Here is a 24850-nt window from a genome sequence, read left to right as displayed (position 1 = left end):
CGCCCTAAACCCTCCGGCGTAAGACTCAGAATCCGAATTGTGCATCCACAAAGCCGATTCAGGACGCAATTATGCCGAGGCATAATTGATAGAATTATTTTTTTACATCCTTCGTCCATTCAGCAACTTTGTCTGCATTGTCTGCAATCCAATCTTTAGCGGCTTGTTTTGGGTCTTTGCCATCCATAACTTCTAGCATAACGCTCTCTAAGTCTTCTGAGGTCCAATGGAAGTTATTTAGTACAGAATATACATCTGGTTGATCTTCTTTTAACCCTTTACGAGCGAATGTGTTAATCGTTTCTTCGCCACCATAAATACCTTTTGGATCTTCTAAATATTTAAGGTCATATTTAGCGAATTTCCAGTGAGGGGACCAGCCAGTCACGACGATGTCTTCTTTGTTTTTAATCGCTTTAGCAAGAGAAGTTGTCATAGCACCAGATGAAGATGTTAATAGGTTCCAATCTGCTAAGTTATCATATTCATCTAAAGCTTTTTCAGTAGCAGCTGTAATCCCAGCACCAGGCTCAATACCTGTAATTGTGCGATCTGCTTGCTTTTTTAAATCTTCAATCGAATTAACGTCCATATAGCTTGGTACTACTAAACCTATTTTGGCACCAGCAAGGTTTTCACCTAGCTCATCAAGATCAGCCTTATATTTTTCGTACTGAGGGGCATGTGTATTTGGCAACCATGCGGCAACCATACCATCTGCTTCACCTTTTGAAACAGCCTCCCACATAATTGCATTATCGAGTGGTGTTAATGTTACATTGTAACCTAAATCCTCAAGCACCTGCCCAACTACATTTGTGGAAGCAATTTCTGTATCCCATTCAACGTAGGCTAGATTGACGTCCTTTGAGTTACCATCGCTCTTACTTGAATCATCACCACTACATGCAGCTAGCAAAAAGCCAAGCCCTAAAGCCATCCCTAATTTAGTTAATGTTTTCAGTTTCATCGAATCTTCCTTTCTTATATATATATTCAACTACAACACGTAAATCTAAAGCTAGAACTAAGACTTTCACTAAAAAATTGTCTCTTTATCTAAACAGCTTTCTTCTTATTAAAGCTTTGCGTTAAACGGTCTATAACAATGGCGAAAATAACAAGACCTAGACCTGCAACAAAGCCATTTCCAACCTGTGTACGTTGTAATGCCGTTAATACTTCGCGTCCTAGACCAGGTGCACCAATCATTGAAGCAGTTACAACCATTGAAAGTGATAGCATGACAGTTTGGTTAATCCCAGCCATTATAGTTGATTTGGCAAGAGGAATTTCTACTTTAAATAGTTTTTGACGTGAGGTACTACCATATGAATCCGCAGCTTCCACTAATTCTTTTGGTACTTGGCGAATTCCTAGGTTCGTCATACGTACAGTAGGTGGTAAGGCAAAAATAACAGATGCAAATACGCCAGGTACTATCCCAATACCAAAGAAGGCAACGGCAGGAATCAAGTACACGAAGCCAGGCATTGTTTGCATGAAATCGAGTATCGGCTTAATCACATTTTCAGCTACAGTTGACTTGGACATTAGAATGCCAAGTGGAACACCTAAAATGATGGAGATGATACTTGAAAAGAGTACGAGCGTAGTTGTTTCCATAAGATGTGTCCATAAGCCTTGATTATAGATAAATAACAAACCAATTAATGAAAACGTTGCGAGCCCGAATTTCTTACCTGTAACGAAAAAGGCAAAAATGACAATAAGTAAAATAAGAATAATCGGAGGAATGCTCACTAATAAATCAGTGACCTGATTCATGAGTAGTTTTCCATTTTTTTGAATCAAGTTAAAAAACACTGAAAAATTACTCGTCAACCAGTCCATAACTGATTCTACCCATGGTCCCACTGGTATTGCTGGAATATTGTCTAAAAAATTATTCATGTGCAGCTGCCTCCTCATCGCTAGTTGAAAGTGCTTCGATGACAACACCCCGGATAAGAACACCAAGCAAGCGCTCATCTTTTACAACTGCAATAGGAGTAGGAGAATTATGAATCAAACCTAATATATCCTGTAAAAGCATATCTGGTGGAACGGTCAACATATCTGATTGAACAATTGAATGTACCGTTTGTTCTTGTCTTTTAGCTGCAGCCCGTGCATCGTCAGCGGTAATATAGCCTTTTAAATGTCGATTTTTGTCAACGGCCATTAGTAAACTAACCGTTTCTTCGCGCATTCTTTTAAGTGCTACGGTCGGTCCATCTACATCTACATTGACAGATACAGGTCGAACCATAGCATTTTCAGCAGTTAATACTTTAGAGCGATCGACGTCTTCTACGAAGGTTTTAACATAATCATTTGCAGGATTTGTTAAAATTTCTTCGCCAGTTCCAATTTGAATGATTGAGCCATCTTTCATAATGGCGATACGATCACCAATACGTAATGCTTCATTCAAATCGTGGGTGATAAATAAAATTGTTTTTTTCATTGTGCTTTGTAAATCGAGTAGCTCATCTTGCATTTCTTTACGAATTAATGGATCGAGTGCAGAAAAAGCCTCATCCATTAGTAATATTTCAGGGTCATTTGCAAGTGCACGTGCTAATCCAACACGTTGTTGCATACCGCCTGATAATTGACTAGGATATTGGTCCTTATAAGCAAGTAAGCCTGCATTTTCGAGAGCCTGCTCTGCTTTAGCTTGTCGTTCTTCCTTTGATATGCCTCTGATCTCAAGGCCATATTCAGTGTTTTGAAGAAGTGTACGATGGGGGAATAAACCGAAGTTTTGAAAGACCATACTCATTTTATTTCTTCTTACATTACGTAAACTCTCTTTGCCCATTTTAGAAATATTTTCTCCATCGATATAAATATTTCCGCTTGTAGGCTCGATAAGCCGGTTTAAAAGTCTGATAAGCGTTGACTTTCCACTTCCTGACAATCCCATGATGACGAAGATTTCACCTTCATTTACAGTAAAGCTTGCATCGTATACACCAACTGTTGCACCTGTTTCTTTTAAGATATCAGTTTTGCTTTTTTGTTGCTTGACAAGTTCTAATGCTTGGGGAATATGTTTCCCGAAAACTTTAGAAACATGCTCCACTTTTATTTTTTCCAATAGAACCATTCCTTTCGTAGATCAATTTCGCCTTGGCGTAATGGGTGTTGCTTCACTTACGCACAGATAAAATGCCACTGTACGTGACATTTTTAGGCTTAGTTTTTCTATTTCAGTAGGTGCTTGGACATCCACTGAATGAAGAAAAATACTATTTTAGGATAATGATACCCAAATATAAACAAGTAACAACTTAACACTAACAAAGAGTTGTTACTTCTGTCAAATCGACAAATGACAAAAAATCCGCTTAAACGCTGTTATATCAGCGTTTAAGCGGATTTTAAATTGGATATAAAAAGCTCTGAACTCGAGCGAAACTTTCATCATTACCGATAAAGTAAATGATATCTCCTTCTTCCAATGACACATATGGACCAGGTGATAGTAATAATTCATTTTTACGACGAATTCCGACAATCGTGCTAGACGTATTTTGCCAAAAATTCAATTCCTGTACTGTTTGGTGGATACAAGGACTATCAGCTGTCAACTCTAATTGATATGGGATAAATGGATTAACTGATCGGAAATGTTCAGTTCGACTAATAAGTTGTTTGGTCTTTTCCTGTAGGTTTATTAATTCTTGGTGTTGCTTTTGAATGCTTGTCATAAGCTCATGTTGTAGTTCGTGGACAGATTGAACATCCTGGAATTGTCGGACAAAAGATGCAGCCTTTTCATAGGAGATAATAATAACCCCACTACCTTTAGTAGCCTCCACAATTTCCAAGTCTTGCAAAACAGCAATCGCTCTTCTTGCAGTTTCTGAAGAGACATTGTATTGGCTAGCTAGAGACGATCTTGCGTAAATTTTATCGCCAATTCGATATTTTCTTTCCACGATTTTTGAGGCTAGATCGACAGCTATTTGCTGGTATTTTGGCTGCTTCACCTGCACATTTTTTTCTAATTGCATTCTTAACTTCCTTTCGTTCATTACAGTTACCACAGCTTATTATAGACTAGCCTGCACAGAAAAAATAGCACCTCCATAAGCTATTAGTATATGATTACAACTTGAGACTCCCACGACTTAAGTCGCAAGTCCTACAACTTACGGTATGACGGGTGGGATTCCTGAGTAACTAAGCGTTCGCAGTCCATTTCTGTTTTGAACAGCTCTCAAGATGGGGGGATCTCATTACCCTTCCTAAGACAGTGCATATAGCATCTTAGGCTGATTGACTGTTACCATCAATCACAGGTGCATATCGAATATTCATTGCACCGACTAAATCACGATGTTTTTCGAATCCACATTTACACTTATATTTTCTATCATATGCCTTATTCTTCTCGGAACATTTCGGGCATGTTTGACTTGTGTATGCAGGATTCACAAATTCAACTTTAATACCCACTAGGTTCGCTTTGTACGCAATGAATTGAGCAAGACGATAGAATGACCAGTTATGCAGATTCTTTTCGTTTTTACGGCTTGTTCTTGCCGTCAGTCTGATGTTCGTTAGTTGTTCTAAACGAATGACAGAAATCTTATTTTCTTTAGCAAAATTAACAATCGCACGACTAACCTTGTGGTCTTGTCCTTTCATGTATCGCTGTTCTTTATCATTAAGATTACGAATAGCATTTAATTTCTTTAATTTACTTAACTTCTTACATTTGTATTTAAATGTACGTCTGACATATTTGTTTTGTCTACCATTTCCAATGAAACGAGCGCTTCCATCATCTGTCACTGCAACAGCAGGGACTTTCAAACCCAAATCTACACCCATTACCCCTGTTCCTGTTTTTTCACTTGTAGGAATAGTGACAGCTATTTGTGCCATCCATTTATTCGCTTTCTTTGTGATACGAAGAGTACCTAATTTGTGTTTCAACAAATCCAAATTGCGGTTATCCTTATCGACCAGCAAAGCACGAATAGGTGTTTTAGTTGCCTTGCCATCCATCATGATAGGCATTGAAATGTGCGTTAAATCAAAAGAATAGTTTTGGTTATTCCAAATACACACTGGCTTCTTCAACACAGGAACAACCTTATATTTATTTTTCTTCACTTTCTTAAACACACTTTTAGCGTCTTTAATCGCTTGGTTTTTAACAGCACTTGGCAGGTTGGCAGAAATATCCTTGCTTGATTTTTTTGTACTTTTCTTATCTGCAACCATTCCAGAAACAAGAGCATTGATTGTATAAACATACGATTGACTCATATTCTTCAAAATAGAAGCCTGTTCTTTTGTTGGAAGCAATTTGATTTTCACTGTTATCGTTTGCGTCACATAATTCACCCCCTTGTTTTTTGTTGTTCCACATAACGTTTGATGGTTTCACTCGATACGTTTCCTGCGGTAGATACAAAATAGGAACGTGTCCATAGGCTTGACAAATGTTGTAGATGAGGAAATTCCTCTCTTAACTTTTTAGACGTTACTCCTTTGATTTTTGCCATAATATCAGCAGGACTAAGCGTTGGTATGGTCTTTGTCACACTCCAAAGCAACAATGTCAATTTCTAATTCCTCACATATTTCCTGCACCAAAAGTTTAAAGCGTTCCTCTACATCTGAACGAAAAAAATTTCCCTCTGTACCGGGGACAAAAACGAAAGGATAGTTAATTAATGATACGGGTTCGTTCGTCTATATTCGTTCATATACACAATGTAGCAGTTTTTTTAAAAACTGCAACATACATACAAAAAAAGTGTGGATTTTTCGGATACTTGAAGCACCATAAGCCTTTCGGTTTTTAGTGGCACTCCGTATCCGCCCTCACTCTCAGCCCACACCTGAAGGAGTGGGCTTTCCCGTTCAGAAAATCTGTAATGTAGCAGGTTTTGTTTTAATTAATTATTTTTAATAGAATAAGAGCTGTAGTTTGACAGTTGTTAGTTATTATTATAAACTAAGTTACGTTATGTAAGTGATATAAAAATATAAGTGCTCAGTTAGTAGGTTTAGCTAGCTGTTAACAATAGAAGGTTGGAGAAAATATGACAATTACTACTAAAGTTTTGGATATAGTGAAAGACAAAATGACGATCGTGAAGCAATCTGAAACTGAAAATATTTGCCTAGTTGGTCCAGTGAAATTACCGGTAAAACAGGGCGGATTTTCAGCGACATTTCAGTGGTATAACTGGTTGAAAGTGGGTGCTAATTTATCAAAAGAAGAAATTATTGATGAATTAGCATCTGCAAATTTAGCTTCTTTACAACAGTCATCAGTACTTGTTTATGGAGATTTTGCACATGCAGAGGATGCTTTAATTCGTATGCATAGCATTTGTCATACAGGTGATATTTTTGGAAGCCAACGCTGTGATTGTGGTTATCAATTACATGAATCGATGAAAATGATTGTGGAGCATGGCTGCGGTGCCATTTTCTATTTAGCAGATCATGAAGGTCGTGGTATCGGGTTATTCTCGAAATCGCTCGCTTATTTATTACAAGAAGAGGGGTTAGATACGGTTGAAGCAAACCATGCTCTTGGCTTCCCGGACGATACTCGTTCTTATGAAGATGCCATTACTGTGTTAGCTTCACTGCGTTCAAAGCCAGTTACACTGATTACTAATAATCCAAAGAAGCTTGCTGCATTACAGGCGCATGGTTTAGCAGCAGAGGGACATGTCCCATTATGGGGAGGATTAACGGAGACAAATCGTTTTTATTTAAACACGAAAGTAGAGAAATCTGGACATTTGCGCGAAGAGAAGTGAGTGGAGGAAACGACGATGACAACAGATGAAAAACATATGCAGTTAGCACTTGATTTAGCCGCTAGTGCAAAAGGTAATACGAATCCCAATCCACTTGTAGGGGCTGTAATCGTGAAAGACGGTGTAATTGTTGGAACAGGTTTACACAGAAAAGCAGGTGAACCACATGCAGAGGTGCATGCATTCCGTATGGCTGGAGAACATGCTAAAGGTGCAACACTTTATGTAACTCTTGAGCCATGTTCGCATTATGGAAAAACACCTCCTTGTGCAAATTTAGTGAAGGACTCAGCAGTTAGTCGTGTTGTTGTAGCCATGCAAGATCCAAATCCTGCTGTTGCTGGACGTGGTATTCAACTGTTGCGAGATGCAGGCATAGAGGTAGAGGTGGGTGTCTTAGAAGCTCAAGCTCGCCGTTTAAATGAACGTTTTATTCACAATATGCTAACAAAACGACCATTTATTATTTCGAAATATGCGATGACTTTAGATGGGAAAATAGCTGCCCATACGGGACATTCCAAGTGGGTAACGGGTGAGGCAGCGCGTGAGGATGTTCACCATATTCGTCATGAGGTAGATGGTATTTTAGTTGGAGTTGGGACTGTTTTAGCTGACAATCCATCCTTAACGACAAGATTAAAAGAAGCTTACGGAAAAAACCCAGTGCGCATTATTATGGATAGCTCCCTTCGTACACCAACTCATGCCAATGTTCTGAATGTAGAAGAAGCGAAAACAATTATTGTATGTAGTGAGAATGCCAGTCAAGAAAAAATAACAGCATTTGAGGAAAAAGGCGTGACTGTATTGCCAGTTCGAAATGATTCTGAGGGGCTTGTTGTTGATGATATGCTTGAAAAACTATATCAATATGGCATTACGGATGTTTTAGTAGAGGGTGGAAGTACGATCAACTCTTCATTTTTACAGCAAGGTGCTATTAACAAATATGTGATTTACATAGCGCCAAAAATTCTCGGTGGTCGCTTATCATTAACACCGATTGCTGGTCAAAATCCATCTTCTATGGATGAAGCATGGGATGTAGAATTTGCATCGTTTGAGCAGGTTGGGCGAGATTTACGTATTATTGCTTACCCAAAGATAGGTGAAGAAAAGTGAATTATCAAGCAGATGTTTGTATCGTGGGGGCTGGGCCAGGTGGAGCACTTCTTTCGCACTTACTAGCGAAAAAAGGTCTTTCTGTGATACTACTGGAACAAAACGCGGCACTAGGGCAGGCATTTCGCGGTGAGCATTTAAATGAAGAGGGTGAGGCTGTTTTAAAAAGTCATCAGCTTTTTGAAGCAGTCGAGGCGCTCGGCTTATTACGTATGGGAAAACTTGAATATTACGCAGATGGTAGAGCATTTAAAACTATTTTTCCTAATGAAGCTGTAGGGCATTTAGGAATTCATGTACCGCAGGCCAATCTATTAAAGGGAATATTACAAGAAACACAGCATTTTCCTCACTTTTCTTGTTTCCTCAATACGAAGGTGACGAAACTCATAGTTGACTCTTCGGGTAGATATACGGGTGTCATTGCATCAAGAGATGGGGAAACGATTGAAATTAGTAGTCAGTTAATTATCGGAGCTGACGGTCGTTACTCTACTATACGTAAGAAAGCACACATTGAGATTCAAAAGCATAAACATGGCTTTGATTTATTGTGGGCAAAAATTCCTGCTCCTCAAGGATGGGAGCCATCGATTAAAATGGCATTAATAGGTGATAAGCAGCTATCATTGTTTACGCAGGTAGGTGGGTTCATTCAAATCGGCTGGAATATTGAACAAGGAAGTTTTCCTCAGCTTAGAAAAAAAGCATTTACTCCATTTATCCAACAGCTTTCAGATCAATTTCCGGAACTATCTGATACGGTTAAGGAGCATATTAGATCTTGGCAAGATTTTGTCTTGCTTGATGTATTCAGTAGTCATTGTGACTGCTGGGGGACAAAGGGGCTTGTGCTATTAGGGGATGCAGTTCACACGATGACACCAACTGGGGCATTTGGGCTCAATAGTGCCCTAAAGGATGCAGATTGTCTTGCGTCACTAATAAATAAAGATACGCTTATTCATTTTAACGTACAAGATTTTCAACAAATGCGCGAGCAAGCCATTGAGGAAGTATTAGCGACGCAAATTGAAAAAGAGCAAACATTCGCGGCTAACTTCATCAACAAGGCTTCTTGAAGGGAAGAAAAACAACATGAAATTTGGCTTTGATATAGATGACACACTCATCGATTTACGAGCACACGCCTTTGCGCTTTATAATAAAAAACTTAGTAAAAATGTTGCACTAGAGGCATTTCAAGCTTTGCAAAGAGTTGAAATTCACGAACCTTTTGGTTTAACAGATGCTGAAGGATCGGCGATGTGGAATAGTTCATTAGAGGAAATTTATTTTACGGATTGTCCTTCTTTTGAGGGAGCACTCGAGACGCTTCAGGCTTTGGCACAGCAAGGACATGACATTTATTATATTACTTCACGTCCAAAACAGTATTGTGAGCAAACACAAGCATGGATGAAAGCACAAGGTTTTCCAATCACAGAAGGTCATTTTTTCTGTGGAATGCAGGATACAGAGAAAGTGGCGATTATCAAAGAGCTAGCTTTAGATGTTTATGTGGATGATAAACCAGCTGTATTAGAAACACTACGAGATGTGAAGACAAAAGTGATATTAAAAAATCAATCCTATAACAAGCATGTTGAACTGCCACGCTTAAATCATTGGGAAGATTTCTCAAGATTAGTAAATAATTAACTTATCACCATAACGTGTAGTTGATTTCCGTTCCGACTGGGCGCTTTGTTGTTATTGTTGTTGTTGCTGTCGCTGCGCTTTCGCACAGAGCAAAGCTTCCTGAGGGCGTCCGATGAGCCGCTAATCCCAAAGGAGTCGCCTTTTGTTGATGAGCTAAATAATTAAAGCACTAAACCCGAATAGCAAGCACTTAAAAAGTGAATCTATTCGGGTTTATTCTTTGTTTCTATCAATACAATTGCTTTTCGATTTCTAATGCAACGCTTTGAATCGTTTCGATTAATAAATTTTCATCATAGTCATTATATCGTACTTCTGGTATAACAAGTGACACGGATGCAATTATTTGGTTGGAAGCGTTTAAAATCGGTGCAGATAAAGAACATGCTCCACGTACACGCTCATTATTGCTTCTCGCAAAGCGCTGACTACGAATCTGCTGTAAATCCCCCCGCAGTTGCTCTTTGGAAAGTATTGTCTGATCAGTGATAGGTTCAAAGCTTATATTCTCTACATATTCTTCAACATCTGGCATAAATGCGAGTAATATTTTAGATGATGCACCTGCATAAAGGGGAGAGGTGTCACCTACAAACATTTTCGTTGAAAGCGGGTATGTTGAATCATAGTTTAAAATACATCGTCTTTCCAATCCATCAATAATATTCATGGAAACACTTTCGCCGATGTCTTCGTTTAGCTTTTTTAAAATAGGCTCTGCGACAATAATAAGACTTGATTCTTCTTTTACTAAATTCCCTAAATATAGAAGCGAATGACCTAATTGATAGCGCTTAGTACGCTCATCTTTGTGAAGAAAGCCTTCGTACACAAAGGTAGAAACGAAGCGTTGTAAACTGGAAATGCTGATCCCTGTTTTTTTACTTAACTCAGTTAGGGAAAGGCTTGGCTCATCTTTTGAAAAAGCTTTTAACACTTTAATAGCTTTGTGCAGCGATGACATTGTATAGTTTTTTTCGAAAATCTCTTGATTCATCCCGTCACCTACGTAATAAAATAATTTTCTTCGACATTCGCCGGAGCATTTATCTTCATTTTTAAATGTCGTTATGCGTTTTGTGCATAAAAACATTTGTTTAATGAAGATGAAATTTGCTCATCATCATAGCGTGTGGTTGATTTCCGTTCCGGCTGGGCGCTTTCCTGGGGGCGTCCGATGAGCCGCTTCACTCGCGCTGCTCGCTCCAGGGTCTCATCTGTGACGCTGATCCCCAAGGAGTCGCCAAGCCTCCACTCCAATCAACTATTCACATGACATACGTTTTAACAAAATGTCATCCTTAAACTTCCGATGATGTACCAAAATTTATTAGAAATCATTTGTAGGACTCATCACCATAACGTGGGGGTGATTTCCGTTCCGGCTAAACGCTTTCCTAGGGGCGTCCTTCTCCACTCCACATATACAGAGCATACGTTTTAACAAAATGTCATCCCAAGCCTTCGATGATGAACCATAAAATTTACTTCTATTATAACGTAATTTTATTTTTGTAGAGAGGACTTTTGGAATTCGTTTGTATGTTCTCCAAGTATCGGTGGTGCTAATGAATATTGAACCGTTAAATCAGAGAACTTTATCGGACTTTTGATGAATCTAATCGTACCATATTGTTCGTGCTCTATTTCACCAATCATATCGCGTGCAATGAACTGAGGTTGTTCCAGTGCCTCAGCAATGGTGTTCACACGTCCACCTGGAATTTTATATTGCTGTAATAAGGTAATCCATTCATCCCGTGTTTTTGTCATGGTCATGTCAGTAATCATCTGAACTAGCTCCGCTTCATGTTGCTTGCGCATCGTATTTGTTACAAAGCGCGGGTCATTGGTCCATTCCTCACGTTTCAACATCGTGCAAAACTTTTTAAATTGTCCATCTGTACCAACGCAAATCATTAGGGGGCCATCCTCACAGTTAAATACTTGATACGGCGCAACATTATTATGACGATTACCGAGACGTTCTGAGATAAAACCTGTATTTATATAAGCGCTCGCTACATTCGCTAAGCTGCTCATCTGAACGTCTAATAAAGCTAAGTCAATAAATTGTCCTGTATTGGTTTGGTCGCGCATTCGTAAAGCGGCTAAAATACTAATGACCACATAATTAGAGGTTAAAATATCTGCAATAGGGACACCGACTTTTGTCGCTTCTCCTTCAGCTGAGCCAGTGACATGCATTAAACCACTCATTGCTTGAATAACTGGATCGAAGCCTGGTTCGTGCGCAAGAGGACCTGTTTGACCGAATCCTGTTACTGCACAATATATGATTCTAGGATTCACTTTTCTTAATTCCTCATAGCTTAGTCCCATTCGCTCCATGTCACCCGTCTTAAAATTTTCGAGTACGACATCAGCATCTTTAACAAGTTCTTTAAATTTTTCCCTGCCATCTATTGTCTTTAAATCTAATGTAATCGATTTTTTATTGCGATTGGCACATAAATAATACGTACTTTGACCATTTACAAATGGCCCCCAATCACGCATGCTATCAGAGCCATTTGGATGTTCTATGCGAATTACTTCTGCTCCTAAATCCGCTAACATCATGGAGCCGGCAGGGGCAGCATAAACACGAGATAAATCTAACACTCGAATATTTTCAAGAGGTTGCATTGTTCTTCCTCCTAAACATCTCATTTATAAACAGGCTTACGTTTTTCTACAACTGCGTTTACACCCTCTTTAAAATCATCTAGCTCTGTTACAATCGCCATTTGTGATGAAATATAATCAAGGGCAGTACGTAAATCCATCCGTTGACTTTGATAAACAGCACGCTTAATGAATTGCAAAGTCGTAGTTGGACGACTTGCTAATTCCTTTGCATAATTCAATGTGTATTCGTCAAGCTCATGGTCTTCTACAACAAATGTCACAACACCTTTGTCTTTTGCTTCATCAGCAGTTAATACACGTGCTGTCCAGAACATGTCCAATGCTTGATCGATGCCGATTAATTTTGGTAAATAATAAGCGCCACCGTCACCCGGCACGATCGCAACGTTAATATAGCTTTCTGAGATCTTTGTAGATTTTGCAGCAATCCGTATATCGCACATTAAGGCCATATCAAGTCCTGCACCCATTGCAAACCCATGAACCTGTGCAATAACGGGCTTATCAATTTCTTCAAGAAGAAGGGGGATACGCTGAATCTTTTTCCAAAGAGAATTTTTGCGCGCTAACCCTGTAGAAGAGATATCGTCCTCACTTTGGAAAAATCCTTCACCAGCTTGCATCGCCTTAATATCCCCACCAGCGCAAAATGATTTTCCATTACCTTTTACGATGACAACACGAATATCCTCTGAATCACGAACAGTTTCAAGGGCTTCAATCCATTTAGAGATCATCTCTTCACTAAAAGCATTGTACGCTTCAGGTCTATTTAATGTAATTGTGGCAACGTGGTCTTGCACTTCAAAAAGTAAATCAGTCATTGATAACACTCCTTATCATGTCATTAGTAGTTTTCAATTAATTCAAATTTTGTATAATTGCCGTCCTTATCCTTCTACTTTAAGAAGCGGCGAGCTTGAGCTGAACGAAGTTAAATATCCCCATAGGCTATCTCCGCTATTTTCCAATAGTTGTGTTGCGACAAAATGAGTCCAATAAGAGGTGCTGGCTCCTTCATCGCGCCATGACCAAAGTCTGCGTGTAAATTGATGCAAACTATGTTCGTGTGTTGTACCAATTGCAGCGTGTACTTGATGCGCAATTGTTGTCACTGTTTGAATAATTTCTTCAAAACGAATGCAAGCGTAAGCAACCTCACTCTTTTGACTGTTCATCTGAAGGGCTTCTGTAACATTATTAAATGCTGCAAGCGCGATCGCCGTTTCACCTGCTAAGTTTACAATATGCTGTTGAACGAGCTGGAAGCGATGAATCGGTCGACCGAATTGCTCACGTTCTTTCGTATAGTGAACAGTCAAGTCATTTATTTTATCGATGGCACCAGTCATGAGTGCTAATTGAAACGCAGAATTGAGTGTTGTTATAGTGTGTACCTTATCAGGAGGTAACACAGCAGATACTTGTGAAGCCGTAGCATGATGGAATATCACGGTATCACGCGGCTCGCTTGCTAAATTCGACCCTAGCTTAATTTCAGCTTGGCTTAAATCTATTTCTACAAGATGTGTGCCCTCCGCGCTATGGGCAAGTGTCACTAGGTGTTTTGTATGACGTGCCCAAGGGACTTGAATCGCCTCTCCCGTTAATTTGCCATTCTCTAACGTAAAGGCTTGGTTAGGGCATAGCATATACGTCGCCAAATCCTCAAGTACCTGTAACTGCGTAAACTGCAATAAATAGTTTGCGATTGTTGTTTCGGTAAATGGAATCGGTGCCGCGTATTTTCCAGTTAAACGAACAATATTCAATAAATCCTCTATGTCGCCACCTGCACCGCCATTTTCTACAGCAATGGCTACAGCAGTCATTCCATTTTCTTTAAACAGATCCCATAGTTCAGGTGCCCAATGACCTTGTTCCACTGTATCCACTAAATCTTTATCAACTTTTTCTTTTAACATACGCTCTACAACATCAACGATCATGTCTCTCATTTCACTCATTGTGCTATAACCCCTTTCGCTACAACGCCATACAGTACTTCAGAAGTTCCTCCTCGAATTGTAAAACCTGGTGCATGTAAAATGGATTCGGCCATAAAGCGATCGATTTTACGATGCGCGTCAAGCGTTGGATAAGTCTGTACGATTAAGCGTGTGATTTCAGGAATACTTTGCTCAAATTTTGTACCGAGTGCCTTCACAAGTGCTGCAGGAATAGATACATCATCACCATTACCGGATTCTAGAAGTTGGGCTACGCCAATTGATAAATTACGTAAACCCCAAAGACGAGCTACTATTTTAGACGCTTGCTGCAACCCATCTAAATTGTTTTGGCGCTTTAACTCTTGAATAAGCTCATCGATTAATGGGAAAGTGCTCAATATTCGCTCTGGACCACTACGCTCAAAGGCAAGCTCTGCTAAGCCTTGAGCCCAGCCATTACCGATTTCACCAACAACCATATTGTCAGGTACAAAAACATTGTCAAAGAACACTTCGTTGTAATGATGTTCGCCAGTTAAAAATTTGATGGGAACAACAGTTACCCCTTCCGCATGTAAATCGACAATCAACTGACTGAGCCCAGCATGTTTATTTTTTCCATCAAAAGGACTTGTACGTACTAAGGTAACCATATAATGGCAAAGGTGTGCGTTACTCGTCCATATTTTCTGACCGTTGACAATCCATCCACCATCTACTTTTTCAGCACGTGTGCTGACCGAAGCGAGGTCGGAACCACTATTCGGTTCACTCAAACCTATGCCGAAGTAGCATTCACCTTTCACGATTTTCGGTAAGAAATAGTCACGTTGCTCTTCTGTTCCATAACGTAAAAGAAGTGGTCCTGTTTGGCGATCAGCAAACCAATGTGCAGCAACTGGGGCACCAACGGCTAAAAATTCCTCTGTTAAAATGTATCGATCGATAGTACTTCTCTCTTGGCCGCCATATTTTTTAGGCCAAGTTAAGCCAATCCAACCTTTTTGACCGATTAATTTAGAGAATTCAGGATCATCTCCACTGAGCCAAGAATCACATTTAGGCGTGAAGGTTCCTTTTGCTAATTCATTCTGTAAAAACGTTCGAACATCTAAGCGAAATTGCTCTTGTTGTTGTGTAAACTGCACAGTTGGTAAATGAAACATTTGATTCACTCCTTAAATTTTACCGTAATGTGGTAACCATTATCGTATATGTGTATTTTATGATCACTTACAAGTGTAGTCAATTACTTTTTTGGAATTATTAGAAAATTTTATGAGTGGAGTGAAGAAGTTTTAGCTTATCACCATAACGTATAGACATACGTCTCCTAGCTTTTGCTGATGAGCTATGTATAAAAATAAAAATTTGATTAAAAAATGGAAAAACACAGAATAAACATGTTACTATGTAGAAAATTCTGTTTTGGAGGTGTGGGGTATGCAAATGGCTATCGAAACTTCCCAAAAAATAATGCAAGTTTTATCACCACAATTAGTACAGCATTTGGAAATACTGCAATATACAACGAATGAGCTAGAACAGTATATTTATGATAAGGCTAACGAAAATCCACTGTTAGCTGTTACTGATGCTAAGGTGAAAATGCACTATGAGGAAATTATGCAATTAGCAAGCTATTCCGATAAGAGTTATTCCGCGCAATATTATGCGCCTCAACATCATTCATTTAACCCTATTGAGATGAAATTTGCTGTAAAAGAAAGCTATGAGCAGTACTTATTGGAACAAGTACCTATGCATAAAAATCTATCTTCTTTAGATTTAAAAATCTTAACGTTTTTAATTCAATCCTTAGATGAACGTCTATTTTTAGATGTTGATTTAGAAGTTGTCGCTAATAGATGTAAAACGGATGTTATGCATGTAGAGGCATTATTGGACTTACTTCAAACTTTCGAGCCAGTAGGAGTAGGGGCGCGTAATTATAAGGAGTTTTTATTCATTCAGGTAGACAGTGATGCACTTGCACCAAAATTGGCCTCCCGATTTATCGAAACGGATTTAGAGCTAGTGGCTGCACAGGCTATTAAACAGTTAAGTAAAAAGTATAAAACGTCTCTACATGAAGTGAAGAAAACGGTCCACTATATAAAGAATTTAAATCCAGTGATGATAGGAGATCAATTCGAAGCGATACCATATGTCATGCCAGAAGTCGAAGTAGAGAGATTAGGAGAGGAATGGCTAATTAAATTAAATCGTGGATATTTACCAATCGTTTCTATCGATAAAGAGTATGTTGAAATGCTAAAAAATGATCCGAATTGTAAAACATATTTTAAAGATACAATGAAAGATGCTCTTTTATTATTGCAAGGAATTGAACAACGTGATAAAACACTGTACGAATTAGCTAGATTGCTAGTGGAATTGCAAGTAGATTTTTTCCATAAAGGTATGGAGGCATTGAAGCCTATGCGGTTAAAAGATGTAGCGGATATTTTAAGTCTACATGTATCAACGATTAGCCGAGCAGTGCGTGGAAAATATATAAAAACCTCCCATGGTGTGTATGCTTTACAATCGTTATTTACAAAAGGAGTAATGAATATTTCTGGAAAAATGGACTCGATTATGTATATTAAAAAACGGCTTAAACAGTTGATTGAGGGAGAGGATAAACAAAAGCCTTTAACGGATCAGCAGATTACAAATACTTTGAGTGCTGAAGGTATCCAAATATCCAGACGAACAGTAGCGAAGTACAGGGAAGAGATGAATATTATGAGTTCATTTAATCGTATATATGGATAGAATAGTTGATGTAAATATACTGTTAATGATGTATTTTTGCATCAAAATTTGAAAATTGCATTAAATCATTTGTTGCTGCCACTTCTCTTACGCACAGAAAACATTTGGTTGCTGTCGCTTCGCTTACGCACAGAAAACATTTGGTGTTGAAAAATGTCTTATCACAATATTCAGGGATGAGGATGTTTTGGACACCCGCTGAAAAGAAGTTAAAACGTACGCCATATATGAGTTGATTGGAGTGGAGGCTGGGTGACTCCTTGGGGATCAGCAATAGAGGAACGAAGGCTAAGAGCATCACATCCTGTGATAACGCCTTCGTGACCAACATCGTATTGGCCCGAGACCCTGCAGCGTAGCGGATGTTTTCTGTGCGAAAGCGAAGCGACAGCAACAAAAGCGGCTCATCGGACGCCCCCAGGAAGCTCTGCTCTGCGCGAAAGCGAAGCGTCAGCGGCAAAGCGCCCAGCCGGAACGGAAATCAACCTCACGCTATGCTGATAAGCCTTAAAATTACTGAGTTAGAAATTCTATGAACAATAGATGTAGAGAATTTTTTAGAATTTTCAATAATTTAGTAGGTTTGGCATCAGAATTGCTCATTAAACGGTAGACATTGAAATAGAGAAAAGGGGTTAGTAAATGTCTACATAAAACACTAAAGGGGTGGTTTAATGGGGGCTTTGCAAAAATCACTGAAAACACGGCATATTACAATGATTTCCATCGGTGGGGTTATTGGTACAGGGCTTTTCGTTGGGACAGGGAAAAATATTTTAAGTACCGGTCCTGCAGCGGTGGTTTCATATGCGATTGCGTGCTTACTCATAGTTCTGATCATGCAAATGGTTGGAGAAATGGCAGCTGGAGAAATAGTATTAGGAAAGAAATCAGGAGGTTCAGCAGAGTTAGGCTCATTTGCTTCATATGCAGGAAAGTATATTGGTCCATGGGCAGGGTTTACAGTAGGTTGGCTTTATTGGGCAAGCTGGGTATTTATTGTGGGGTTAGAAGCAGCACTCATAGGGGGAATGCTGCATAATTGGTTTCCGATGATACCAACATGGCTTGGAAGCGTAGGCATAACGTTATTGATGACAATCGTTAATATTTATTCAGTAAAATCATTTGGTGAATTTGAATATTGGCTTTCCTTCGTTAAAGTTACGGCTATTGTTGTATTTTTAATAGTTGGTATAGCTATGATTTTAGGGATTTGGCCAAATTCTGAACCGAAGGGGTTAGGTATTTTAACGGAATTTGGTGGATTTGCACCAAATGGGATTGTCCCGATATTTACGGCAATTGTCTTCGTTATATTCTCGATATGTGGTGCTGAGGTTGCAGCTATTGCGGCAGCAGAATCTGAAAATCCAGCGAAAAATATTGTCCGCGCCATTCGCAATGTTGTCTTTCGATTAGGTTTATTTTTTGTAGGCTCAGTAGCTATTATGGTTTTACTTATACCTTGGAATGATACAAAAATGTTGGCAGCACCCTATGCAAATATTTTAACAATGGCAGGGCTTCCAATTGCTGCTCAACTTATTCAAATAGTCATTTTTATTTCATTAATTTCTGTTTTAAATTCTGCTCTTTATACAAGTTCACGTATGTTACTAGAAATGTCGCGTCGAGGCGATGCACCAAAAATATTCTCGCAAATTAAAAATAGTCGAGGTGTGCCTGTTCCAGCTGTTATTGGTAGTACGGCGGTTGCGTATATTTGTGCGATGTTATACTTCATTTCACCTGAAGTTATTTTCTACTTTTTGGGGAATTGCGTTGGAGGATTAATGATTGCAGTTTATATTTTCATTGCTATTTCACAAATTCGTTTCCGACGTCATTATGACAAAGTTTCAGATGAGGCATTATCGATTAGAATGTGGCTATTTCCATATCTATCGTATGTCACAATTGGTATTTTAACAGTCGTTTATTTCTGCCAGGCCCTCATCGAATCTTTACGTTCACAATTTTATTTAAGTACATTAGTAGTAATTGGCTCAGTTGTGTTGTTCATGATAATGCGAAAGATGTCGACAAGACCTGCGGAGCAAATAGAGGAAAAGCTAGCTTCAGAGTAGAATACTATAAAATACAAAAAATTCGCGATATTCCTGCGAGATATCAAGCCGCGAAAGAACTTAAAGGATGCTTTAAGTTTTTTCGCGGCGTATAGATGCCCCGTAGAAAGAGCGAATTTTTTTGTATTATTGATTCATTGCGATGGATGAAAATGGTTAACCAGTATACCTATAAATTGATAAAGATTTTTAAAGTTCGAGAGGGAGTGATCTAGGTGTCGATAACTCAACTACATAAAGATGAGCATTTTTTTATTGTAAAAAATGATGAGGTCATGTTTAAAAGTGATATCCAAATAGAGCTTCTTGAAAAAATAATAAAAAAATATAGTACAGGGACGGATAGCTTTGAGGTAGAAGGTTATTTTGTTCATGTATTAGAGACTTCGCAAGGTACCTTATTTTATATAAAGCCATTCATGCAGTATAGCAATATAGACTTTCTGAATCCATTGTCCATAAAAGTATTAAACTCCATATCTGATGGCGTTACAGTATGTGATAGCGATGGCAAAATTTTATTTCAAAATGATATTGATATTGAAATTGTAGGCATTGATTTAATGGGGAGATTTGCAAAAGACGTAATCGCTGAAGGATTAATGAGTGATTCCATTTCGATGAAAGTAATGGAATCAAAAGAAAAAGTAACGATTTTGCAGACGTTTATTAATGGGAAATGCTTCTTAGTTTCTGGCAAGCCAATATTTGATGAATACGGTGAATTACAATACGTAGTAGCAATTACACGTGATATGACACAATTAAAACTGTTAGAGAAAGAAGTAAAAAAATTAGAAGTTCAAAATGAGAATTTTAAAAATAAGCTACATGCCCTACATAATAAAGAAACAACAAAAAGTAGTTTAATCGCGGTGTCTTCAGAAATGATGCAAGTTGTAAAGCGGGTTATGAGAGTTGCAGAGGTAGACTCAACTGTATTAATTGGTGGCGAATCGGGCGTTGGTAAAGAAGAGATTACAAAGCTTATTCATGCAAATAGCCGGCGTAACGATAAGCAAATATTAACAATTAACTGTAGTGCAATCCCTGAGAATTTATTAGAATCTGAACTCTTTGGCTATGAGGCAGGAGCATTTACGGGTGCAGCCAGAGGTGGTAAGGCGGGGTTATTTGAGATTGCGTCTGGTGGTACAGTGTTTTTAGATGAAATTGGAGAGATGCCCTTACTACTACAGGCGAAATTATTACGTGTCCTCCAAGAATCTGAGGTTCAGCGTTTAGGTAGTGGAAAGCCTATTCCAATTGATGTACGCATAATCGCTGCGACAAATCGAAATTTAGCTGAAATGGTGAGGCAAGGTCATTTTCGTGAGGATTTATATTATCGTTTAAATATTATCCCGATTGAAATTCCTCCTTTAAGATATCGTCGTCAAGATATCATCCCACTTGTCTACCATTTTTTAGCTGTTGTTGAAGAAAAATATGGTATCCATCGAACAATAGAATCATCTGCAATGAAAATATTAGAGTGTTTTGAGTGGCCAGGAAATGTACGTCAACTTAAAAATATGGTGGAGCGTATTTGTTTGCTAGCAACGCAGCCAGAAATAACAGCATATATTGTACAACAAGAGTTAGATAGTAATCCAATTATTATACGTGATATAGAAAATCCCGTAGAAATACAAAACATCCAGGAACAAGTTGTAACCCCAAAGTTTAGTGGTACTTTAAAGGAGCAAGTAGTCGCGTTTGAAAAGCAGATTATTAAGGAAGCTCTATCTAAATTTCCGAGTATCCGGCAGGCTGCTAAATCACTTGGCTGTGATCAATCAACATTGGTACGTAAAATACAAAAGTTGCAATTAACAAAACAAATTTCATATAAGGACTAACGATGTATTTTTGCATCAATATATCATTCGTGCACAATAAGTTGTAATATCGCAATACTCACTAATTCATACAAGGAAAATGATGAAACGCATCGTTAATATGTTAATAGATTTAGAAGGAAAGAGGCATTTTCAAAAAGAAAACGTCTCTTTTTCTTTTTGGAATATCATCCCTAACTTTTGGTGATAAATCAAAACAATACAAAGCAATTAATTATTGCTTCACAAAACTGCTGTTAAAACGTATGGCATGAATATAAGTTAATTGGAGTGGAGATCGGACGCCCCCAGGAAGCTTTGCTCTGTGCGAAAGCGAAGCGACAGCAACAAATGTTTTATCTGTGCGAAAGCGAAGCGACAGCAACAATTGTTTTATCTGTGCGAAAGCAACAACAAAGCGCCCAATCGGAACGGAAATCAACCCCACGCTATGGCAAAAAGGCAATTTTTTTTCGTTTAAATAATTTTTTTTACCAGTTGGCATGAGAATTGCTACTAAAAAAATGTATGAAACTTTAAACGAAAAGAGGTTGGCATTTATGACAATTCAACTAAAAGAAGAGTTAAAAACGTTAGATCAAAAACATTTTCTACACCCAACAACGTCGATCGAGCAACAGCAAACACAAGGTCCTGCAGCCATTTTTACAGAGGGCAATGGCATTTACTTAAAAGATATAGAAGGAAATATATACATTGATGGCATGTCTTCTTTATGGAATGTAAATATTGGGCATGGCCGTAAAGAAATTGCTGAAGTAGCAAAGGAGCAAATTTCTACATTAGCATTTAGTTCCTGCTTCGCTTCATTTAGCAATGAACCAGCTATACGTTTAGCGACGAAAATCGCTTCTTTAACTCCGGGAGACTTAAATACTGTATTTTTCACTTCGGGTGGCTCAGAGTCGAACGATACAGCGATTAAATTAGCACGTCATTACTGGTTACTAAAAGGTCAGCCAGAGCGTCAAAAAATTATTTCACGTACACATTCATACCATGGAGTGGCTATGGGGGCTACTAATGCGACAGGCTTACAAGCATTTCGTGACTTTACCAATTCACACGCCCCTGATTTCCACTATGTATACAGCGAATCCGTACGTAATTTACGTGAGACGATTGAAGCGTTAGGCCCTGAGACTGTGGCAGCATTTATTTCTGAGCCCGTACAAGGGGCAGGGGGAGTTAATATTCCGCAAAAAGATTACTTTAAAGAAGTGCGGGAAATTTGTGATGAGTACGGTATTTTATTCATTGCAGATGAAGTTATTACAGGATTTGGCCGTACAGGGAAATTCTTTGGTATGGAACATTACGGGGTAGTGCCAGATATGATGTCTTTCGCTAAAGGCGTATCAAGTGGTTATGTTCAACTTGGTGGTGTGGCGATATCTGAAACAATTCATCAAGATTTATGTGAGCTTTCTAAAGGGACATTAATGCACGGATATACTTACAGCGGTCATGCACTCGCTTGCCAAGTTGGATTGAAAAACATAGAAATCCTTGAGCAAGAAAATCTCGTTGAAAATGCTGCAAACATGGGGGGTGCCATGTTAGAAGGATTCCGAGCACTGCAAGAAAAATATAGCTTTATCGGCCGTGTGCGCACGCTTGGATTACTTGGAGCCATTGAATTAGTGAAGAGCCGTGAGACGGGTGAATTGTTTGAGTCTCCTCTTAGTCCGATTTTTGTTCAGGAAACGATGAAACGAGGATTGATTCTACGAACGGTTACGTATGATCAAGATACAGTTGTTTTTTCTCCACCTCTCATTCTATCAAAAGTAGAGCTAGATGAAATGTTACGTATTTTAGACGAGACATTTGAGCATATAGGTAAAACAATTGTTGAAAAAAAGTAATGTCAACGTAAATGATCATTATTTGAAGGAGGAGTTTTATGACAACGATCGTTAGAGAAATACGAGAACAATTTAATCCAGCGAAACCATCTCAATGTATAGGCCAAGTTGAGCTTTTGACAATAGATGAAACGAAAGAGGTTATCGTTGCAGCTCAGGATGCATTCGAAGGTTGGAAAAATACGTCTTCTGTTGCCCGTGGAGAAATTTTACGTGTGACAGCAGACTTGCTTGAGAAAAATATGGATAAAGTAGCTGAAATAGCTTCGAGTGAAATGGGTAAAACGAAAAATGAATTGCTTGGTGAAGTAAAACGAGGTGCTTCCATTTTACGTTATTTTGCACAAGAAGGGATGCGGGCAACAGGTGAGGTGTTACCGTCAGCCAATGAAGCGAAATTACTGTACACAATGCGGGTACCACTTGGTGTCGTTGCGGCCATCACTCCTTGGAATTTCCCTGTCGCTATTCCTCTATGGAAAATTGCACCCGCATTAGTGTACGGCAATACAGTAGTTTGGAAGCCTTCTATTGAAAGCGCTTTAACCGGTAAATTAATAGGAGAATTATTTGAACAGGCAGGCTTACCCAAAAACGTGTTAAATGTTGTGCAAGGCCGTGGTTCAAAAGTGGGGCAGGTATTATTGGAGGCACCTGAAGTAAAGGCGATTACATTTACAGGTTCAAATAGTGTAGGGCAAAGTATTTTAGATACTGCTGGATCTACTAATAAAAAAATTCAGCTCGAACTTGGAGGCAAAAATGCAGCGATCATTTTAGCTGATGCCAATATCAATCAAGCTGCAAAATTAACGATTGAAGGTGCGATGAAGCAAACGGGACAGCGTTGTACAGCAACTAGTCGAGTTTACATCGAGGAAGCGGTTTATGAAAAGGTGTTAGAGCAGTTAATAGAAGAAGTTAAAAAATTTGAAGTTGGTGTTACGATGGGACCTGTATCATCCAAAGGGCAATATGATGCTATCTTAAGCGCCATTGAAAAAGCAAAAATAGAGGGCGCAGAGCTTGTATTTGGTGGTGGTCCTACAAAAGGTATGTTAGAAGGATACTTTATTGATCCAACAATCTTTACGAATGTAACACACGAGATGTCGATTGCTCATGAAGAGATTTTTGGACCAGTTTTAGCTGTTATTAAAGTAAAGGATTATGAAGAAGCGATCCGACTATCTAATGATTCTAATTTTGGATTGAGTGCTTCTATTTATACAAATAACATTCCGAAAGCATTTGATTTTATTAACCGTAGTGAAGTTGGACTTGTACAGGTTAATGATGAAACGGGTGGAGCAGAGCCTCAAGCACCGTTTGGAGGAGTGAAAAACTCAAGTACCGGTGCCCGTGAGCAGGGGCAGGCGGCGAAAGAGTTTTTTACAACGTTTAAAACTATTACGATTGGTACAAAAAGTGAGTAAAAATTTCGTGAAAGAAATTTAAAATAGAAGACAAAAAAATATACGTCACATATGCCTCGGTGTAATGACCCAAATTTTTTCGAATTGTAGTGCAATAACTTTTTGAAAAATCTGGGGTATTCGCTTGAGGCATTAACTTTATACAAAAAGATCATTTTGGGTTTTAGATTTAATTAATTAAACGAAAGAAGGTAGAGCTATGACACAAAGTCGTTTAGCAATTGATGTCGGTGGAACGTTTACAGATGTATTTGTTTTTAATGAAGAGACGGGAGAAGTATTTGTTACAAAAACGTCGTCTACACCTTCAAATCCAGAGCAAGGAATTTTAAATGGAGTAGCAAAAGCAGAATTAAATGGTAAGGATATTAAAATTTTTTCTCATGGTACAACAGTTGGAACGAATGCGTTAATTGAGCGCAAGCTGCCAAAAACAGCTCTTATTACGACAAAGGGTTTTAGAGATGTCATCGAAATCCGTCGAGGGACGAAAGAAGATATTTGGGTAACAAAACTGTTACAACAAATTTAGACAAAACTATACAAATCTGTATAGAAGCATAGATTTATAACAGAATACCCTTCGTATCAAGCGATTGGTGCGAACTCCACGTTAATT

22 protein-coding genes and 1 pseudogene are annotated in these 24850 nt (G+C 38.6%); 10 read left to right on the top strand and 13 right to left on the bottom strand.

Annotated elements, in window-relative coordinates; genetic code table 11:
• Positions 1-94: 94 nt before the first annotated feature.
• The 6 genes and pseudogenes from ACFXN8_RS12650 to tnpA all read right to left on the bottom strand — a co-directional run bounded on the left by ACFXN8_RS12650 (position 95) and on the right by tnpA (position 5697).
• On the bottom strand, positions 95-970 hold the full coding sequence (locus tag ACFXN8_RS12650) for a glycine betaine ABC transporter substrate-binding protein (RefSeq protein ID WP_386845470.1): 876 nt from the start codon (positions 968-970) through the stop codon (positions 95-97).
• A gap of 89 nt (positions 971-1059) precedes the next feature.
• Positions 1060-1914 carry an ABC transporter permease gene (locus ACFXN8_RS12645; protein WP_376069869.1) on the bottom strand — a complete coding sequence of 285 codons (855 nt, stop codon included), beginning with the start codon at positions 1912-1914 and terminating at the stop codon, positions 1060-1062.
• Positions 1907-3106, bottom strand: a complete 1200-nt coding sequence (locus ACFXN8_RS12640) for a quaternary amine ABC transporter ATP-binding protein (RefSeq protein WP_376069872.1) — start codon at positions 3104-3106, stop codon at positions 1907-1909. Before ACFXN8_RS12640 ends, ACFXN8_RS12645 begins: the two co-directional genes overlap by 8 nt.
• Before the next feature lie 283 nt (positions 3107-3389).
• Positions 3390-4025: a GntR family transcriptional regulator gene (locus tag ACFXN8_RS12635; RefSeq protein ID WP_386845467.1), complete on the bottom strand. Its 636-nt coding sequence runs from the start codon at positions 4023-4025 to the stop codon at positions 3390-3392.
• A 256-nt stretch (positions 4026-4281) separates the two neighbouring features.
• Entirely contained in the window at positions 4282-5358 is a 1077-nt protein-coding gene (locus ACFXN8_RS12630; protein ID WP_386845465.1) for an RNA-guided endonuclease TnpB family protein, read from the bottom strand.
• Positions 5359-5363: 5 nt separating this feature from the next.
• Positions 5364-5697 (bottom strand): annotated as a pseudogene (gene tnpA / locus ACFXN8_RS12625) (IS200/IS605 family transposase).
• A gap of 374 nt (positions 5698-6071) precedes the next feature.
• Here tnpA and ACFXN8_RS12620 point away from each other — a divergent pair.
• The 4 genes from ACFXN8_RS12620 to ACFXN8_RS12605 are packed head-to-tail and all read left to right on the top strand — an operon-like array spanning position 6072 to position 9590.
• A complete protein-coding gene (locus tag ACFXN8_RS12620; RefSeq protein WP_386845463.1) occupies positions 6072-6803 on the top strand; it encodes a GTP cyclohydrolase II in 732 nt (243 codons plus the stop codon).
• Between the two features lie 15 nt (positions 6804-6818).
• Positions 6819-7928: a bifunctional diaminohydroxyphosphoribosylaminopyrimidine deaminase/5-amino-6-(5-phosphoribosylamino)uracil reductase RibD gene (gene ribD / locus ACFXN8_RS12615; protein ID WP_386845461.1), complete on the top strand. Its 1110-nt coding sequence runs from the start codon at positions 6819-6821 to the stop codon at positions 7926-7928.
• A complete protein-coding gene (locus ACFXN8_RS12610) occupies positions 7925-9010 on the top strand; it encodes an FAD-dependent monooxygenase (RefSeq protein WP_386845459.1) in 1086 nt (361 codons plus the stop codon). The genes ribD and ACFXN8_RS12610 overlap by 4 nt, the downstream gene beginning before the upstream one ends.
• Before the next feature lie 16 nt (positions 9011-9026).
• On the top strand, positions 9027-9590 hold the full coding sequence (locus tag ACFXN8_RS12605) for a 5' nucleotidase, NT5C type (RefSeq protein ID WP_376069888.1): 564 nt from the start codon (positions 9027-9029) through the stop codon (positions 9588-9590).
• A gap of 229 nt (positions 9591-9819) precedes the next feature.
• Here ACFXN8_RS12605 and ACFXN8_RS12600 read toward each other — a convergent pair whose 3' ends face one another.
• From ACFXN8_RS12600 to ACFXN8_RS12580, 5 genes are all read right to left on the bottom strand, one after another.
• Positions 9820-10587, bottom strand: a complete 768-nt coding sequence (locus ACFXN8_RS12600) for an IclR family transcriptional regulator (RefSeq protein ID WP_386845456.1) — start codon at positions 10585-10587, stop codon at positions 9820-9822.
• A 509-nt stretch (positions 10588-11096) separates the two neighbouring features.
• Positions 11097-12239: a CaiB/BaiF CoA transferase family protein gene (locus ACFXN8_RS12595; protein ID WP_386845454.1), complete on the bottom strand. Its 1143-nt coding sequence runs from the start codon at positions 12237-12239 to the stop codon at positions 11097-11099.
• A gap of 20 nt (positions 12240-12259) precedes the next feature.
• On the bottom strand, positions 12260-13066 hold the full coding sequence (locus ACFXN8_RS12590) for an enoyl-CoA hydratase/isomerase family protein (protein ID WP_376069900.1): 807 nt from the start codon (positions 13064-13066) through the stop codon (positions 12260-12262).
• A gap of 66 nt (positions 13067-13132) precedes the next feature.
• Positions 13133-14209, bottom strand: a complete 1077-nt coding sequence (locus ACFXN8_RS12585) for an acyl-CoA dehydrogenase family protein (protein ID WP_386845452.1) — start codon at positions 14207-14209, stop codon at positions 13133-13135.
• A complete protein-coding gene (locus ACFXN8_RS12580; protein ID WP_386845450.1) occupies positions 14206-15360 on the bottom strand; it encodes an acyl-CoA dehydrogenase family protein in 1155 nt (384 codons plus the stop codon). The genes ACFXN8_RS12585 and ACFXN8_RS12580 overlap by 4 nt, the downstream gene beginning before the upstream one ends.
• Before the next feature lie 277 nt (positions 15361-15637).
• On the opposite strand from ACFXN8_RS12580, the gene rpoN reads away from it, so the two are divergent.
• Complete coding sequence (rpoN, locus tag ACFXN8_RS12575) at positions 15638-16975, top strand: RNA polymerase factor sigma-54 (RefSeq protein ID WP_376069907.1); 1338 nt, start codon at positions 15638-15640, stop codon at positions 16973-16975.
• A 22-nt stretch (positions 16976-16997) separates the two neighbouring features.
• Here rpoN and ACFXN8_RS12570 read toward each other — a convergent pair whose 3' ends face one another.
• A complete protein-coding gene (locus ACFXN8_RS12570; protein WP_386845448.1) occupies positions 16998-17435 on the bottom strand; it encodes a hypothetical protein in 438 nt (145 codons plus the stop codon).
• Between the two features lie 214 nt (positions 17436-17649).
• Between ACFXN8_RS12570 and ACFXN8_RS12565 the strand changes: the two genes are divergently transcribed.
• Positions 17650-19065 carry an amino acid permease gene (locus ACFXN8_RS12565; protein WP_386845446.1) on the top strand — a complete coding sequence of 472 codons (1416 nt, stop codon included), beginning with the start codon at positions 17650-17652 and terminating at the stop codon, positions 19063-19065.
• 215 nt (positions 19066-19280) lie between these two features.
• Positions 19281-20927 carry a sigma-54 interaction domain-containing protein gene (locus ACFXN8_RS12560; RefSeq protein ID WP_386845444.1) on the top strand — a complete coding sequence of 549 codons (1647 nt, stop codon included), beginning with the start codon at positions 19281-19283 and terminating at the stop codon, positions 20925-20927.
• 214 nt (positions 20928-21141) lie between these two features.
• On the opposite strand, the gene ACFXN8_RS12555 is transcribed toward ACFXN8_RS12560, so the two are convergent.
• The gene (locus tag ACFXN8_RS12555) at positions 21142-21411 is read right to left on the bottom strand and encodes a hypothetical protein (RefSeq protein ID WP_386845442.1); all 270 of its coding nucleotides are present in this window, start codon (positions 21409-21411) and stop codon (positions 21142-21144) included.
• Positions 21412-21466: 55 nt separating this feature from the next.
• Between ACFXN8_RS12555 and ACFXN8_RS12550 the strand changes: the two genes are divergently transcribed.
• The 3 genes from ACFXN8_RS12550 (at position 21467) to ACFXN8_RS12540 (ending at position 24763) form a co-directional block, all read left to right on the top strand.
• Positions 21467-22795: an aminotransferase family protein gene (locus ACFXN8_RS12550; RefSeq protein ID WP_386845440.1), complete on the top strand. Its 1329-nt coding sequence runs from the start codon at positions 21467-21469 to the stop codon at positions 22793-22795.
• Positions 22796-22833: 38 nt separating this feature from the next.
• On the top strand, positions 22834-24231 hold the full coding sequence (locus ACFXN8_RS12545) for an aldehyde dehydrogenase family protein (RefSeq protein ID WP_386845438.1): 1398 nt from the start codon (positions 22834-22836) through the stop codon (positions 24229-24231).
• 199 nt (positions 24232-24430) lie between these two features.
• A complete protein-coding gene (locus ACFXN8_RS12540; protein ID WP_386845436.1) occupies positions 24431-24763 on the top strand; it encodes a hydantoinase/oxoprolinase N-terminal domain-containing protein in 333 nt (110 codons plus the stop codon).
• The last annotated feature ends 87 nt before the right edge of the window (positions 24764-24850 follow it).

The organism is Lysinibacillus sp. NPDC059133, assembly GCF_042755925.1.
In the GTDB taxonomy this organism is placed as follows: Bacteria; Bacillota; Bacilli; order Bacillales_A; family Planococcaceae; genus Lysinibacillus.
The sequence above is the reverse complement of the archived record's forward strand: the minus strand, read 5'-3'. Positions and strand labels throughout refer to the sequence as shown.